The organism is Anoxybacillus sp. P3H1B, from assembly GCF_001560855.1.
GTDB lineage: Bacteria > Bacillota > Bacilli > Bacillales > Anoxybacillaceae > Anoxybacteroides > Anoxybacteroides rupiense.
Window position 1 is genome coordinate 55,982 of record NZ_LPUG01000012.1, and the last position, 16,131, is coordinate 72,112.

The window sequence follows — 16,131 nt, forward strand, 5'->3', positions numbered from 1 at the left end:
GAGAGACCTCTATGTTTCGACGTACCCATATTCGACTGACGATTTTAAACTCATTTGTTTTTTTCATTCTTATTAGCATGCTTGGTGTTTTTTTATATTCGTATTTGCAAACGCGCTTATATAAAGATGTGGATGAGACCATTATTCGTGCGATGGAGCGAGTTCAATATGGGGAGGCGGGAGAAAGAATCGCTCCGCTGCGGGATCCTCGCCTTTTTATTATTGCTTGGAACGAACAAGGAAAAATCATTGATCCGAATGCGAACACAACATTGTTTCAACAGAACGAGCTCACCATTTATCCCCAACAGTTAAATGAGCTATATGATATCCAAATTGACCATTTATATTTTCGAACAATGGCTGTCTCTATAGATACGGCGTTTGGTAAAATAACTGTGCAAATATTGCGGAATATCAATTCGGAAAAAGAAATTTTAAATCGTCTGTTGCTGCTGATGATAGCAGGAGGCGGCGTCGCTCTTCTTTGCTCGGTGGCAGCGGGATATTTTCTTGCTGAACGAGCGCTGGTGCCCATTAAAAGCGCTTGGCAAAAGCAGCAGCAGTTTGTTTCCGATGCCTCTCATGAGCTTAGAACACCTTTAGCGGTTATACAGGCGAAAACGGATTTATTGTTTCGCTCTCCTTCGGCGACCATCGAAGAAAAAATTGTCGATATCTCCGTCATTGCTAAAGAATGCAGACGTCTTTCTAAGCTGGTAGCGAATTTATTAACATTGGCCCGTTCGGATTCAAATCAGATCGAGATGAAAAAGGAGCCATTTCGAATCGATGAGTTGCTGCGGGAAATTGTCAATCATTATGATGAAATTGCTTCCTATCAGCAAAAAGAAATGACGCTAGATAGTGAACCTTCTCTTTTATTTGCGGGAGATAGAGAAAGGATTCATCAGCTGATTGTGATTTTATTAGATAATGCCATGAAATATACAAAGGAAGGAGGAAAAATCCATCTTTCCTGCCATCAAAGCGCATCTTCTATTATACTAAAAGTACAGGATAATGGAATCGGTATTGCAGAAGAGGACATTCCGAAAATTTTTGATCGCTTCTACCAAAGCGATAAAGCTCGCGCCGCATCAGATGGAGCAGGTTTGGGGCTTTCCATTGCGAAATGGATTATCGACCAGCATTATGGGAAGGTGAAAGTGAAAAGTAAGCTAGGTGAAGGGACCTGTTTTGAAATTACCTTTCCTAAAAATCAAAAAATTTAACAGATCCACCGAGAAATCTCCCACCTTCCCATTGCCAAATCAAGCGAATTAATTCGTTTGGGAAGTATCCAGTTTTTGAATCGTCTCTAGCATTGCAAAAATAGGTTCCAGTACTTCTTGGTTACGCGGTGTCTGGATATTAACAATCATTGGAACGTTTCCTTTGATCCAAAGCACATTTACGGCCGTATCGTTTGTATAAGCTTTGTACCAGACCGCTTGATGAAGCATTCCTTGCAGGTTATTGGTTTCTTGCTGGACAGCGTCGGAGGTCACTGCCTTGGCTTGATCTTCGACCATTTTGGCATAGTCCGTTTCGTTGTCGTCTGGCTGCACTAGGCGGATTCTGACAAATGAACGATCTTTTAGGAGAACATCAGAATTCGGTTCTTCTGCTTCAAGCTTCCAGTTCCCTAAAACATAAAGAGAGAAGGATTGGTTTTCACTTGTTTCTAATTTTCCTGTTTCTTCATATGTTTTTCCATCTTTAGTATAAGATAGCTTTTTCTTAGTGGGAGGTTTGGCCTCTGTTTGAGATGCATTGTCCGTATTCGGGCTGTCAGTGCCTATGTTATGATGATCTGTCGAATTGTTATTATTCGTGCTGACGCTGCTGTCTTTGTTGCTGTTGTCTGTGCTACTGTTGTCTTGAGTGCTGGCAGTGTTAGCGTTTGGAGTTGTTGCCGTTTTTTCAGTTTCCTGCTTTGTGCCACAACCAGCTAGAAGAACAGTTCCTGCTACAAACAGTGTCAATATTTTGTATAGTGATTTCATAAAAAGCCCTCCTTAAATAAATGGAAGAATATCATTATTATATCATATGAAGAGTACGAATTATCCATTATTTTACTAAAAATGTGCCGCAATATGCGAAATAGAGGCTTTCTGCCTATTTTTTTACTATAACCTTTTAACATCATCCATCGAGAAGCTCCTCATCTCTTAACGAAGTGTAGGTGGAGGGGGCGCTAGAAAATGGATGAAAATAGAAGTTCAAATGACGCTTATTACCTTAACGCTAATCGCTTTCTGAAAAATGGATAGAAAATCATTTAGAATCAAACTACTTTGTTGCTTGTTCTCCCACAAGCAGGGCATGGATATTCTTGATTTTGAATGAATCATGTGAAAAGGATGGATTATTCATCATTCTATCACAATCATAAGCTACATGGCATGATTGTATTTGTAAGATAGAATTTGGCCGGTTTTGCGATGGTCTGGGCGTGGGCGGTCGAGCAGCGCTGCTTTCAGATCTTTATCTTACCTTCTTGTGACGAAAAGGCAAGTCGTAGATTTGTCTCCGGCCATCGAAGAAAATAGAATTCTGCTTTTGGATGGGCCGTCTATTCCCTTTTTTCGCAGGGCCTCGATCATTCGCAAATGGGGCCAATTGCTAAAGTCATTCATCACTTATATAGAAAAGCTAATGTTTTAACATATAGCGGTTAATAGGCCGGCCGACTCCGCCATATTGAATATCGATTTGCACTTTTTGTTGCTTTTCTAGATATTCTAAATAACGTCGGGCAGTGACGCGGGCAATTCCGACTCCCTCAGCTACCTCTTCTGCTGAAACAGGGATTGCCTGTTGCTGAAGGTAATTGATGATTTTTTGAAGTGTAATCTCATTCAATCCTTTTGGAAGTCCGCCATTTCTTTCGATCTGCGGCATTTGCAAAAGCCCGTCCAATTCTTGCTGTGTTAATGTGGTTTTAATAGTCAGCTTTTGTCGGAAAGTATGATAATTTTCTAATGCCTGTTTTAATCGTTCAAATTTGAATGGCTTCATAATATAATCAAATGCGCCGTTTTGCAGTACACGTCTTACCGTCTCTATATCGCTGGCAGCGGTAATGGCAATGACATCAACGGCGTGCCCCTCTGTTCGAATCTTCTGCAATGTTTCCAGTCCATCTTGGTGCGGCATATAAATATCAACGATGACTAAATCAGGATGAAGACGGCGCACCATTTCGATTCCTTGGATTCCATTTGAGGATATACCGATCACTTTAAAGTGCGGAACTTGCTCAATAAATTGTCGATTGACTTCTTGCACCATCGGGTCATCTTCGATTAATAGCACTTTGTACATTCTTTATTTTCCCCTTTTCTTACATGTCGAATGTAATAGTAAAAATGGTTCCCTTGCCCATCTCTGATTCTACATGGATTTTTCCGTTCCCTTTCCTGACGATTTGTTGAAGGAGATATAAGCCGATGCCCCGGTTCTTTTTATCCTTTGTTGAAAATCCTTCATCAAAAATATAAGGGAGATGGCGCTGATCGATACCGCAACCGTTATCCTCTACTGAAAGGCATAAGAGTTCATCATTCTGTTCAATGCTAATATAAATTTCTTTCTTTCGCTCAATCATCGTTTGAAAAGAGTCGAAGGCGTTTTCGATTAAATTTCCAAGTATAACCACGAAATCATGATGGTCTAACGCACTTGGGAGTTTTTTGAGCTTACTATGGCGGTCGATGATGACTTGAATGCCGAGCTCTTTTCCGCGGCGGATTTTGCTAAGCAGCAGTCCGGAAATACTATCATCTTTAATCTTTTGGCTTAAAAATTTAGTCAGTTCGGCCTGTTCTTCAGTTATCTTAAATACGTATTCAAGCGCTTTTTCTTTATGGCCGAGCTGAATAAGGCCAGCAATGGTATGAAGCTTATTCATATATTCGTGATTTTGAACCCGCAAGGCGCTGACGAAGGCTTTCACTCCTGTCAATTCCTCCGCCAGCTTTTTGACTTCTGTTTGATCTTGAAAAATAGCGACGGCTCCGACAATTTGACCATTTACTTTAATAGGAATTCGGTTGCTTAAAATATTTAAATGCCGAATTTGCAGTTCTTTATTATAGATTGGCTCATTGATTTGCAGGATTTCCGGTAAGTGTGTATCGGGAAGGATCAAACGAATCGGTTTGCCAATGACATCTTCATAAATTCCTAACATTTGTTTCGCTTTGTCGTTAAAAATCGTAATTTTTTCATCTTTATCAATGGCAATAACCCCTTCATGCATCGCATTAAATGTCTCTGTTCGCTCAACAAGCAGCTTCGCAATTTCATGCGGCTCCAGTTGAAACATTTGCCGCTTAATATGAGAAGCAAGCAGCCAAGATCCGATTCCCCCAAACAATAAAGAAAGGCCAGCGGTAAGCAAAATTTCTATTTTTAAGGATAATAATGCTTCTAGGACGCTCGGAAGCTGATAAGCGGCGATAACGACGCCAATCTGCTGGTGATCGTTGTTCATAATCGGAACAAATGCGCGAATAACCGTGCCAATTTCACCGCGAGCTTTAGATGTGTATGTATGTTCAGCGAAGGCAGGGCCTTCATCTTTTCCAAATGACGGCTTGCCAATCATTTCTTGCACAGGATGGGATAATCGAATACGATGTTGATCTAATACGACGATATAGGTCGCTCCATGAATGATTCGTAAACGTTCCACCACAGCATTAATAGAGTGTCGCCCAGCTGGTGTTCCTATTATATTTTGCTTGATCTCTGGAAGTTCAGAGACCGTGCGCGCAGTTAAAAGAGCGCGTTGTTTCAGCTCTTCTTCCTTTGTGTGAACGAAATTTCCGACAATCACAATGCCGCCTAACAGTAAAGAGAAGCTCACAATAAAAAAGATAAGGGCTGTAATTTTCCAACGAATCGATAGTCTTTTCATCTGTCAACTCCTTCTCAGAAAGACAAAGCATGCCAGTTGTTTTGCCTGTTGCCTCTCTGTTTTTTGACCGTGAGAGGCAGCAGAAAAAACAGGAGAAAGATTGAAGCGATGGGTTCCCAAAACAGATCCTCCATTGTGTCTTGATCATAAAGCATAAAACTTTTCTTCTATCTATTTTATCATTTCTCTCTGTATATGTTAGAATTTTCTCAAAGCAGAAAACAGGTGACGGGAGAGAAGCATGAGAAGAAAATGGATGATCACCGGCTTATTGGCTATTTTAGCTGCTGTAATCGTATGGATGATACAAATTCAAAAGCCGGAGCAGCTTGTTTATGATGATGAACAGCAAGGGTTAAACAAGCAAATTGTGATTTATTTTAGCCACGTTGTCGCTGAAAATACACCAAAAGGATTAGCAGCGCAGAAATTCGCTCAATTGGTGGAGAAGAAGACAAATGGCCGGGTGAAGGTAGAAGTATTTCCAAATGGATCTTTATACTCAGACGGGGAAGAAATCGATGCCTTATTGCGCGGTGATGTGCAAATGATTGCCCCATCATTGTCAAAGGTCACACAGTTGATTCCAGAGTGGCAGGTTCTGGATTTGCCGTTTATTTTTCAAGATTATAGCGATGTCGAAAGAACATTTACAGGAGAGGTCGGAAAGCAATTATTAGCGATGCTTGACCGCGAAGGGATGAAAGGGCTTGCGTTATGGAGCAATGGTTTTAAACAGATGATGAGCAATCGCCGGCTATTGATTGAACCAAACGATTTTTCAGGATTAAGGTTTCGGGTGATGCCGAGTGAAGTCATTAGCAAACAGTTTCAGGTTTTAGGGGCCAATCCGATCGTAGTTTCTTTTGACCGTGTTTATGAATCGTTAGAGAAGCATGAATTTGATGGGCAAGAAAATACGATCTCCAATATTTATTCAAAAGGGTTTTATCAATTTCAACCATACTTAACAATCAGTAATCATGGCTATCTTGGCTATGCTGTTATAGTCAACGGCAGTTTATGGAATAATTTACCAAAAGATATTCAAGAAAAAATTACCGAAGCCATGCAGGAGACAACGAGATGGAATTTACAGCAGTCTAAACAACAAAATCAAGAAGAATTGGAACGAATGAAACAAAATCAGCAAATGCATATTTATGAACTTACAGAAACAGAAAGAGAAAAATGGAAACAGTCATTTAGACCATTATATGAAGAATTTCAGAGAGAATTTGGCAACGATCTTTTGCGGAAGATTCAGCACTGAGCCTCATTGGCTCAGTATTTTTTATGGATTTGGTTTGAAGAACAAAATGAACAAAATGAACAATATTACCATAATATTCATACTCTTCTGTCGTTTGTTAAGATAAAGGCGATGATAAATGAAAGCGTTATCAAATAGAGGGGGACAGAAGGATGAGGATTCATTTTAAAAATTTAACGGTTCAAGTGCTCACGGGAATTGTGCTTGGTATTTTGGTAGGTTTTTTATTTCCCGATTTTGGAACGCAGCTAAAGGTGCTAGCCGATGGATTTATTAAGTTGATTAAAATGCTGATCGCACCCATTATTTTCTTTACTGTTGTCATCGGTATTGGAAACATGGGGGATTTGAAAAAGGTAGGACGAATTGGCGGTAAAGCGCTCATTTATTTTGAAATTGTGACGACGTTTGCTTTAGCTATCGGGATCATCGTTGTCAATCTTATCAAGCCTGGTGCAGGAGTTAATATAGACGCGATAAAGGGGGGCGATGTTTCCCAGTATACGAAGCAGGCAGAAGCAACGGACCACGGGATTGTCGAGTTTTTATTAAGTATTATTCCTGATAATGTGGTTGGGGCGATGGCGAAGGGAGACCTGCTTCCGATTCTTTTCTTTGCTGTACTGTTTGGATTAGCGACAGCGGCAATGGGAGAAAAAGCAAAGCCAGTAGTAGATTTATTTGAAAGATTAGCTGATATTTTCTTCCGTATTGTTAACATGGTAATGAAGGTATCTCCTCTTGCCGCTTTTGGCGCTATGGCTTATACGATCGGTACATTTGGATTAAGCTCTTTAGTGGCCCTTGGAAAGCTAATGGGATCTGTTTATATGACAATGTTTTTATTTATCGTGCTTGTGTTGGGGGCGATTGCTAAATTTTATCGATTTAGCATTTTTAAATTTATTGCATACATTAAAGACGAAATTTTGCTTGTACTCGGAACATCTTCTTCAGAATCAGCCTTGCCAAAAATGATGGAAAAACTTGAAAAGTACGGGTGCTCTAAATCGGTCGTTGGTCTTGTGGTTCCGACAGGATATTCTTTCAATTTAGATGGAACATCGATTTATCTTTCCATGGCAGCCATGTTTATTGCACAAGCGTACGGGATTGATCTGACCATATGGCAAGAACTCACATTGTTAGGTGTGTTAATGCTGACTTCGAAAGGAGCGGCAGGAGTAACGGGATCAGGGTTTATTACGCTGGCGGCAACGCTCACAGCATTTCCGATGATTCCAGTAGAGGGAATTGCATTGCTTCTTGGAGTGGATCGCTTTATGTCGGAAGCGCGCGCTATCACGAATCTCATCGGAAACGGGGTAGCTACAGTTGTTGTTTCAAAAATGGAAAAGGAATTTCATACTGAGGGCAATCCTGAGATGAATCAAAAGATGACCATCGCCCAGTAATGGACGGTGGAGGATGACAGAAAAGATCATGGAATATAGCTAGCGCAAGATTTCGGCAAATGAATTCTTGGACATGCTGACTATATTGCTTTTGAAAGAGCGTGGTTCAGCATGAACCAATATCTTCAGAAAAATCGGCGGTCGAAGGCAAAGAAGTAGATTTTCCTTCAGCCGTCGTTACACTATATAGGCTCCATGCTCATACAAAAAAGTAAAAAAGGAAGTGTATGCTTTTTTATTCAAAATAGGTTGACAATGGCATTTATTGTTTGTATAATAAATCTCGAATTAAAAATTTATTAGATCAAAATTTATTATCTCGATTTCGAGATTTTTGACTTTTGGGAGGATGTGAGCTAGGTTGATTCAAATATATCCGGCAGATGAAAGATATCATGCAACTCATGGTTGGCTAGATACGCACTTTAGTTTTTCTTTTGCTGAGTATTTTGACCCAACTAACGTAAATTTTGGCCCCTTGCGTGTATTAAATGATGATGTGATCAAACCACTTCGTGGATTTGGTGCACATCCCCATCAAGAAATGGAGATTGTGTCGATTGTGCTTAGCGGTCAGCTGAAACATAAAGATAGTTTAGGCAATGAGGCCGTTACTACATTTGGCGGCATTCAGCGAATGTCGGCTGGAACTGGAATTGTTCATTCTGAGGTGAATCCATCAGCGACAGAGGATGTGAATTTGCTGCAGCTTTGGTTTTTGCCAGAACGTCAAGGCCTTGCTCCGTCTTATGAGAGAACCGACTTTGATATAAGCCAATTGAAAAACCAATGGCTTCCTGTTGTAGCGAAAAATCCACAATCTCCTAATGTGGCGCACATTCATCAGGATTTAACCATCTATTTGTCAGATATCGAAGCGGGAAATGAGATCATATTTGAGCAGGAGAGCGGCCGTCGCATTTTCCTGTTTGTGATTGATGGAGAATTGAAGGTTAACGAGGAGGTTAATCTATATAAACGAGATTCTGCACGAATGGCTCAAACCCCTCAATTAAAAATAGCCGCTGAGACCGATACGCGGGTAATGCTCATTGATCTGCCTTAAAAGGCGGAATGAGATTATATATTTATAAAGGAGAGAATGGATATGACCAATGTCAACTTAGCGATCATCTATTACAGTTCTACCGGAACCAATTACAAATTAGCGAAATGGGCGGAAGAAGCAGCGAAAGACGCAGGGGCAGACGTAAAGGTATTAAAAGTTCCTGAGCTTGCTCCAGCGGCAGCCATTGAATCTAACCCTGCTTGGAAGGCAAATGTGGAAGCAACAAAAGATGTTCCAACGGTTACGCTAGATGACTTGGAATGGGCAGATGCGATTATTTTCAGCGTACCAACCCGATTTGGCAATGTTCCAGGGCAGCTTAAACAATTTTTAGACACAACAGGGGGGCTTTGGTTCCAAGGGAAGCTTGTCAACAAAGTGGTAAGTGCTATGTCAAGCGCTCAAAATCCTCATGGTGGTCAAGAGCAAACCATTTTGCAATTGTACACAACGATGTATCATTGGGGAGCCATTGTGGCAGCGCCAGGATATACCGATTCGGCGATTTTTGCTGGCGGAGGAAATCCGTATGGTACAAGTGTAACAGTAGATCAAAACGGCAATATTGCTGAAGATGCTGAGGCGGCTGTCAAACATCAAGCAAAACGCACGGTGCAAGTCGCCCAATGGGTGAAAAACGGTTTACAAAAATAAAAAATTCATGAGATCAGATGAAACCGGCTTCTAACATCGCCACAGGGCGATAAGAAGCCGGTTTTTTGATCAAGCATATCTTTTGCTTTTTAAAAGCAAAAAAAGCGATAATGAAAACGTAAAATTTGGAAGGAGGAGAAGCAATGAACAGCTTACATGATGGAGCGATCTTACATAATGGTGTCAAAATGCCGTGGCTTGGATTTGGTGTTTGGAAAGTAAAGGATGGCGAGGAAGTAGTTCAAGCGGTGAAAACAGCGATTGAAGTAGGATACCGTCATATTGATACAGCCGCAGTCTATAAAAATGAACAAGGAGTCGGCCAGGCTATAAAGGAATCTGGCGTGCCGCGACAAGAGCTTTTTATTACTACAAAAGTGTGGAATTCAGATCAAGGATATGATACTACATTAAAAGCGTTTGAGGACAGTTTGCAAAAGCTTGGTCTTGATTATGTGGACCTTTATTTGGTTCATTGGCCTGTAAAGGGGAAGTATAAGGATACGTATCGTGCGCTTGAACAGCTATACAAAGATGGCCGCGTGCGCGCTATTGGAGTATGTAATTTTCAGATTCATCATTTAGAAGATTTGCTTGCGGATTGTCAAATTAAGCCGATGGTAAACCAAGTGGAGTATCATCCGCGCCTTACTCAAGAAGAGCTTCGATCCTTCTGCAAACAGCATGGAATTCAGTTGGAGGCTTGGTCGCCGCTTATGCAAGGGGAATTGCTTCATGATTCCACTTTAATTGAAATCGGAAAGAAATATGGAAAATCACCGGCACAAGTGATTCTTCGCTGGGATTTGCAAAACGAAGTGGTGACTATTCCAAAATCAGTCACTCCACATCGTATTAAAGAAAATGCAAACATTTTTGATTTTGAATTAACGGCAGAGGACATGGAGAAAATTAATTCCCTCAATAAAAATGAGCGGATCGGTCCCGATCCAGATAATTTTAATTTTTAACATATTCACTAAGAAGTTTCGCACCTTATAAAGTGGAGTTGGGAGAGATTCATGTATCCTTTCATCTCTAAGACGTCGTACTGTGAGAAAAAAGGTTGCTTGCTGTAAAAAGGTGTCATAAGAGAAGGTTTTCAGGTTGTAGTCAAAGTGAACATGGATTTTGGCTACAACCATTTTAATAGCCTCCATTTGTAGCGATGCTTCCACATCAAACTGGCTTGAAAACACAAATAAAGAATGCAGCTGGGAGGTGCAAATCGCACGAAAGAAGCTCATAAGCGGAAGAGCGATCGCCATTGATGGAGGATAAAAATGTTTATCATCAATTTAAGGCTTCATGATGGAAGCCTTTTTAATTTTATAGGGGGGGGAGAAGCTTCTTGTTCTGAAACCCAACGATGAAATAGAACAAGAGCTACGTCTATATATACATGACTTCGGCATTGGCTCCATTTGCGAATCATGGAGATCCAATAAAACGAAAAGATCGAAAGGTTCCCTCAATTTGATATGGCGAAAACACGGCTGAAGGGGAGAAGAGAATAAGCTATGAGCATGATAAAAAAGATGGAGCGAATCATCTTGAAAAAGCGGACAAGAATAAAAAGGAATTTGTATATGTATTCATTTTTTCCATACTAAAGGGTAAAGAGGACTTTGTTTGACGAAAAAATGCGAGGTACAGTAAAATATTAAATAGTATAACATGTTTTTCATGATGTTATGCGACCATTAACGGAGGGTTTATGAATGTTTTTTCATCCGATGGATTTTTTAATTATGATTGCATTTGGCATTTCTCTGTGGGCGCAATTTAAAGTTTCGGGAAACTTTGAAAGATGGTCAAGAGTATTAGCTTCTTCCGGATTAACGGGAGCGGAAGTGGCCAGAATGATTTTAGACCGCAATGGTCTTTATCATGTGCCTGTTGAGCCAGTTCGAGGAAGATTAACGGACCATTATGATCCGATTTCCCGTGCTGTTCGCCTATCAGAACCAGTATATTACGGACGTTCCATCGCCGCCGTTTCTGTGGCAGCGCATGAGGTCGGCCATGCTGTCCAGCATAAGCAATCATATGGAGCGCTAGTGCTTCGCCACCGCATGTTCCCGATTGTTAATTTCACATCTGGAGCCGCTCCGTTCTTATTAATAGCGGGATTTCTTTTTAAGCAGCTTTCCCTTATTGGGCTAGGCATTATTTTCTTTTCCTTTGCTGTAGCGTTTCAGCTAGTCACGCTGCCCGTTGAATTTAATGCAAGCTCAAGAGCGAAGAAATTTATGCTTGCTGAAGGAATTATCCAGCGTGAAGAGGAGCGTGGAGTGAACAAGGTGCTGGGGGCAGCCGCTTTGACTTATGTGGCCGCTGCGCTTATTTCGGTGCTTGAGCTGTTGAAATATATACTTATCTTTACCCAAAGCAATAACGATGAAGAGTAACATACAATTCGTTTTGTAGGAGGTGTAATCCGCACACGGTCAACGTGTGCGGAAACTAATTGGACATATTTAATTTAGTGATAGTGGCTTTATTAATTGCGATTACCGGCTTTTTCGTTGCCTCGGAATTCGCTATCGTCAAGGTGCGGACATCAAGAATCGATCAATTGATTAGCGAAGGAAATAAACATGCGATTGCCGCGAAAAATGTTATTTCAAATTTGGATGAGTATTTATCAGCTAACCAGCTTGGGATTACGATTACATCGTTAGGATTAGGTTGGCTAGGGGAGCCGACTGTTGAGCGAATGCTCCTGCCGGTATTTGAAGGATTGGATTTATCCGAATCTCTCTCGCATGTTTTGTCTTTTATTATTGCCTTTGCTAGCATTACGTTTTTGCATGTGGTTGTTGGTGAACTGGCGCCGAAGACATTCGCAATTCAAAAAGCTGAAGCTATTACATTATTTACAGCAAAGCCGCTTATTTTGTTTTATAAGCTCATGTATCCATTTATTTGGACACTGAATACATCCGCACGCCTTGTAACCAATTTGTTTGGCTTGAAGCCTGCGTCAGAGCATGAGCTTGCGCATTCTGAAGAGGAATTGCGGCTTATTTTATCAGAGAGCTATAAAAGCGGGGAAATTAACCAATCTGAATATAAATACGTCAATAACATTTTCCGTTTTGATGACCGGGTGGCAAAGGAGATCATGGTACCGCGCAAAGAGATTGTAGCTCTTGATATGAATCATTCGATTCAAGAAAATCTCGAGATCATTAAAGAAGAAAAGTATACACGTTATCCGGTGATTGATGGAGATAAAGACCACGTTCTCGGTTTAATTAATGTAAAGGAAGTATTTACAGATCTCGTCGCTAATCGCTCACAAACGAAGGAGCTAAAGGATTATATTCGTCCAATCATTCAAGTGATTGAATCGATTGCCATTCATGATTTGCTTGTAAAAATGCAAAAAGAACGTATTCACATGGCGATTTTAGTGGACGAATATGGCGGAACGTCAGGACTTGTTACGGTTGAAGATATCTTGGAGGAAATTGTTGGTGAAATTCAAGATGAGTTTGACGTTGATGAGCTTCCGTTAATCCAAAAAATTGATGATCTGCATACAGTGGTTGATGGAAAAGTGTTGATTAGCGAGGTCAATGATTTATTTGGTCTGTCAATTGATGATAGTGACGTTGATACGATCGGCGGCTGGATTTTAACAGAACACTATGATATCAAAGAAGGCGACAGCATCGAGGTGGATCATTACTTGTTGAAGGTGCTGGAGATGGATGGTCATCATGTAAAAACGATTGAAGTCACGAGAAAGGAAGCTCAAGAGGAAGATCATTCGCTACATGGTGATGGAGAGGCCCAATTTCATTATTGATAGCAAAGTGTACAAAGCTAAGCTGTAGACAAAGTCCATTTGGACTTTGTCTACAGCTATTTTCATCCTCATCTATGGATGGCGATTGAAAAACGCTTGCAGACGATCAATGCAGCCGAGCGAGACTAATGGTGCATGATAAAAGCGTCTGCAAGGCAAGCTTTATGACCAGAGGGTATTAGGCAGCCATTTATCATTGCAAGGAGCTACGCAGCGAATGAATTCATTGGTAAAAGGGTGCGGGAAATCGAGCTTGAATGCATGAAGCGCCTGTCTTGACAATGGTTGGGCGCTTCCCTCATATAAACGATCGCCGACTAAAGGATGACCAATATAGCTCATATGCACGCGGATTTGATGTGTGCGTCCTGTCTCTAACGTAAGTTCGACCAATGAAGTTTGCTTTTTAAAGTCCGTATCGAGAACCCGATAATGGGTTACAGCGGCCAGGCCGGTTTTTGATACCCTTCGCCTTGTCGGATGATGGCGATCCCGTCCGATTGGTGCGTCAATGCTTCCGCTTTTCTCCTTTAAAATTCCATGAACAAGAGCTACATAGGTTCGTTTGATTTGCCGCTGTTCCAGCATACGGTCCAATATGGCACCTGCCAAAGCGTGTTTAGCAAATAAAATAGCTCCTGATGTATCCCGATCCAAGCGATGGATATGCCGAACCTTTGTAAAAATCCCCTTTGTTTGAAAATAGGCTGCTACAATGTTGGATAATGTGTTTGTTTGATTGGGAGAGGTTGGATGGACCTCCATTCCAGCAGCCTTATTTACGACGATAAGATGCTCGTCTTCCCACAAAATATCAAGCTCCTGATAGTTTGGTAAAATGTCGGACGTCTCAGGTTTATACACCCATATCTGGAATCGGTCGTTTTTTTGCAGACGGGTTTGCCAAGACACTGTTTCTCCGTTTACTCTCACTCCTTTTTCCATTCGGAGTTGATGAAGCCATTTTTTTGGTGAATTCCACATGGTCCTTAATAAAGATTCGATCGTTTGTCCGTGCCAGTCGGACGGTACAGTAAATTCTAGCCATTCTCCTTTGCGAATTGTTAGCACATTTTTCACCTTCATTTTCTATCATTTATAAACTGAATAAGTAGTGCAGAGAGATAGCCAACAGCGTGCGCCCCGTTTTGGCCTATTACGCTCTAAATTCAACAAGAGTTAGGCGATTGGGACAAACCATATAGCTTTTAGAACATTCCTTATTTGGTCGCCTGACCGTCAAAAACGGATCGTCCTCCCAAGGGATCGAGTTATATCGATCATTTTTGCATGTAACGTCCACTACCGCTAATAGAGTCATGAAACAATAGCAGTAAGAAACCGATGGGAGATTCTTGCATTGTGGAAATAATTTCTTTCACTATTGATTCAGCATGTATGATACACTCATAGTATCGTTGAACGATCTGAACATGCAAGAGTAGAATGTAGTAGAAAAAGGTGGTATGTAGCATTGAAGGTAGTGAATGCAGCGACAAAAGAGCATGAGGAACATATCGGCGATTTAATTCATTGTTTTTATAGCGAAGTATTTCCGTGTTATTTTGACGATGAGCAGATTCAAAAATTTGAACAGTTGCAAATTCTCTCTATGGAAGGTTTGCGATATAACGGCACGATGAAAGAAGCATTCCAATTGATTTCGGCCTTGCAATCGCTCCTTACAGTCATTGAGTGCATTGAACATCATGGTATCCAAGAAGGATATCATCATTTATTTGAACGGAATGTTCAGTTGCTTGAGAAGTTTGGAATATCCTTTCCGTTTACTATTGACCAGTTCCGGAAAAAACGCCGCCGTATTTTTAGCATGTATTCGCGGCCGCAAAATGATTGGGTCATGTAAAAAGGACTCTTGCTGATGAGAGCCCTTTTTACTTAATCGATTCGAACCAATCGCGAAAAACGTTTTCCTCACGGTATCCGTCAATTCGCTTTACTTCTTTGCCATTTTCAAAGTGGACAATGGTCGGTGTCCCATCGATATGATACGTATCCCAGCCGTCTTCAAACTCAAGCAAATTGAACAATTTCAAGTCAATGCCCATTTTTTTGGCAAGTGGAACGACGATCGGTGTTGTTTTTTCGCAGTGTGGGCAAGTAGGACTATAGAAATATACTGTCACCGTTTCATGATTATCGAGCTTTTTAGCAAGCTCATCTGGTAGGATGAGGTTTTTGTAGTTTGGATCATCCAGCTGTTCAATGGTGGCGGGATCTAACTTTTCTTTTTTATAAGGATTGTCTTTTGCTTTTTCAGTTTGCTGATAAGACGTGATCCAAGAGATTGCTAAGAATAAAGCGAGGATAACGGTCCCGAAAATCAAGATTTTTTTCAATTGAAATTCCCTTCCTTCACTGTTCGGATGATGAACGTGCTTAGTAGACTAATGATGGAGAACGCTGTGAGCGCTAAAAATGGAATGGTGATAAAGCCTAACCAATTAATGTATTGGCCTGTGCATGGAACGCGGCCGCAAGTAATCGCATGCTCTTGGAGTAGAGGCACTTTTTGGATTAAGTAATGGTAAAGTGAAGTCGTGCCGCCGATCACAGACAGCGCCAAGCTATATCGTGCCATGCTATATTCCTTGCGAATAGCTGCTAGTCCTAAAAGAATGACCTGCGGATACATAAAAATGCGCTGAAACCAGCAAAGATCACACGGTATGAATTTCATCACTTCCGAAAAATAAAGACTTCCTAATGTGGCGATTAGAGCAGTTCCCCATGCACCCAGCAATAAATTTTCTAGCATTTTTTCCTTTCGACTCATATCATGCTCCCTACTATCTTTTTTAATTTTTGCACGATGTGTGTGATGCCTATTACGGTTTGCCGTCTATGGCAAGCTTGAATCTTCCAATGATGGATTATCCATATAAACAGAAAGGCAGAAGAAGCGGACGACCAGAAGCAAGCGTGTGGACTTGCTTTCATCAGGGGCATATA

At 41.0% G+C, this 16,131-nt stretch carries 15 protein-coding genes; 9 read left to right on the forward strand and 6 right to left on the reverse strand.

Going from position 1 to position 16,131, the window contains the following annotated elements:
* Window positions 1–11: 11 nt before the first annotated feature.
* Complete coding sequence (locus AT864_RS07580) at window positions 12–1,235, forward strand: cell wall metabolism sensor histidine kinase WalK (RefSeq protein WP_066147898.1); 1,224 nt, start codon at window positions 12–14, stop codon at window positions 1,233–1,235.
* 48 nt (window positions 1,236–1,283) lie between these two features.
* Here the strand turns inward: AT864_RS07580 and AT864_RS07585 are convergent, their stop codons facing one another.
* The 3 genes from AT864_RS07585 to AT864_RS07595 form a co-directional block, all read right to left on the reverse strand.
* Window positions 1,284–2,009 (reverse strand): hypothetical protein, encoded by a 726-nt coding sequence (locus AT864_RS07585; protein WP_044745218.1) that lies wholly within the window; start codon window positions 2,007–2,009, stop codon window positions 1,284–1,286.
* A gap of 652 nt (window positions 2,010–2,661) precedes the next feature.
* A complete protein-coding gene (locus AT864_RS07590; protein ID WP_066147901.1) occupies window positions 2,662–3,333 on the reverse strand; it encodes a response regulator in 672 nt (223 codons plus the stop codon).
* Window positions 3,334–3,352: 19 nt separating this feature from the next.
* Window positions 3,353–4,930, reverse strand: a complete 1,578-nt coding sequence (locus AT864_RS07595) for a sensor histidine kinase (protein ID WP_066147904.1) — start codon at window positions 4,928–4,930, stop codon at window positions 3,353–3,355.
* A 241-nt stretch (window positions 4,931–5,171) separates the two neighbouring features.
* On the opposite strand from AT864_RS07595, the gene AT864_RS07600 reads away from it, so the two are divergent.
* The 7 genes from AT864_RS07600 (at window position 5,172) to AT864_RS07630 (ending at window position 13,158) form a co-directional block, all read left to right on the forward strand.
* On the forward strand, window positions 5,172–6,203 hold the full coding sequence (locus tag AT864_RS07600; RefSeq protein ID WP_066147907.1) for a TRAP transporter substrate-binding protein: 1,032 nt from the start codon (window positions 5,172–5,174) through the stop codon (window positions 6,201–6,203).
* A 152-nt stretch (window positions 6,204–6,355) separates the two neighbouring features.
* A complete protein-coding gene (locus tag AT864_RS07605) occupies window positions 6,356–7,618 on the forward strand; it encodes a dicarboxylate/amino acid:cation symporter (protein WP_044745222.1) in 1,263 nt (420 codons plus the stop codon).
* Window positions 7,619–7,979: 361 nt separating this feature from the next.
* A complete protein-coding gene (locus AT864_RS07610) occupies window positions 7,980–8,684 on the forward strand; it encodes a pirin-like bicupin family protein (protein WP_066147910.1) in 705 nt (234 codons plus the stop codon).
* Window positions 8,685–8,726: 42 nt separating this feature from the next.
* Window positions 8,727–9,341, forward strand: a complete 615-nt coding sequence (gene wrbA, locus AT864_RS07615; RefSeq protein ID WP_066147913.1) for an NAD(P)H:quinone oxidoreductase — start codon at window positions 8,727–8,729, stop codon at window positions 9,339–9,341.
* A gap of 143 nt (window positions 9,342–9,484) precedes the next feature.
* Window positions 9,485–10,312, forward strand: coding sequence for an aldo/keto reductase (locus AT864_RS07620; protein WP_044745561.1), 828 nt, complete (start codon window positions 9,485–9,487; stop codon window positions 10,310–10,312).
* 750 nt (window positions 10,313–11,062) lie between these two features.
* Window positions 11,063–11,752: a zinc metallopeptidase gene (locus AT864_RS07625; RefSeq protein WP_044745564.1), complete on the forward strand. Its 690-nt coding sequence runs from the start codon at window positions 11,063–11,065 to the stop codon at window positions 11,750–11,752.
* A 59-nt stretch (window positions 11,753–11,811) separates the two neighbouring features.
* Window positions 11,812–13,158, forward strand: a complete 1,347-nt coding sequence (locus tag AT864_RS07630; RefSeq protein WP_066147915.1) for a hemolysin family protein — start codon at window positions 11,812–11,814, stop codon at window positions 13,156–13,158.
* Between the two features lie 162 nt (window positions 13,159–13,320).
* On the opposite strand, the gene AT864_RS07635 is transcribed toward AT864_RS07630, so the two are convergent.
* Window positions 13,321–14,244: an RluA family pseudouridine synthase gene (locus tag AT864_RS07635; protein WP_066147918.1), complete on the reverse strand. Its 924-nt coding sequence runs from the start codon at window positions 14,242–14,244 to the stop codon at window positions 13,321–13,323.
* Window positions 14,245–14,641: 397 nt separating this feature from the next.
* Here AT864_RS07635 and AT864_RS07640 point away from each other — a divergent pair, with 397 nt between their 5' ends.
* Window positions 14,642–15,025, forward strand: coding sequence for a DUF5365 family protein (locus AT864_RS07640; protein WP_311975544.1), 384 nt, complete (start codon window positions 14,642–14,644; stop codon window positions 15,023–15,025).
* Window positions 15,026–15,053: 28 nt separating this feature from the next.
* On the opposite strand, the gene AT864_RS07645 is transcribed toward AT864_RS07640, so the two are convergent.
* Window positions 15,054–15,518: a co-chaperone YbbN gene (locus tag AT864_RS07645; protein ID WP_066147924.1), complete on the reverse strand. Its 465-nt coding sequence runs from the start codon at window positions 15,516–15,518 to the stop codon at window positions 15,054–15,056.
* On the reverse strand, window positions 15,515–15,955 hold the full coding sequence (locus tag AT864_RS07650) for a disulfide oxidoreductase (protein WP_066147927.1): 441 nt from the start codon (window positions 15,953–15,955) through the stop codon (window positions 15,515–15,517). Before AT864_RS07650 ends, AT864_RS07645 begins: the two co-directional genes overlap by 4 nt.
* Between the last annotated feature and the right edge of the window lie 176 nt (window positions 15,956–16,131).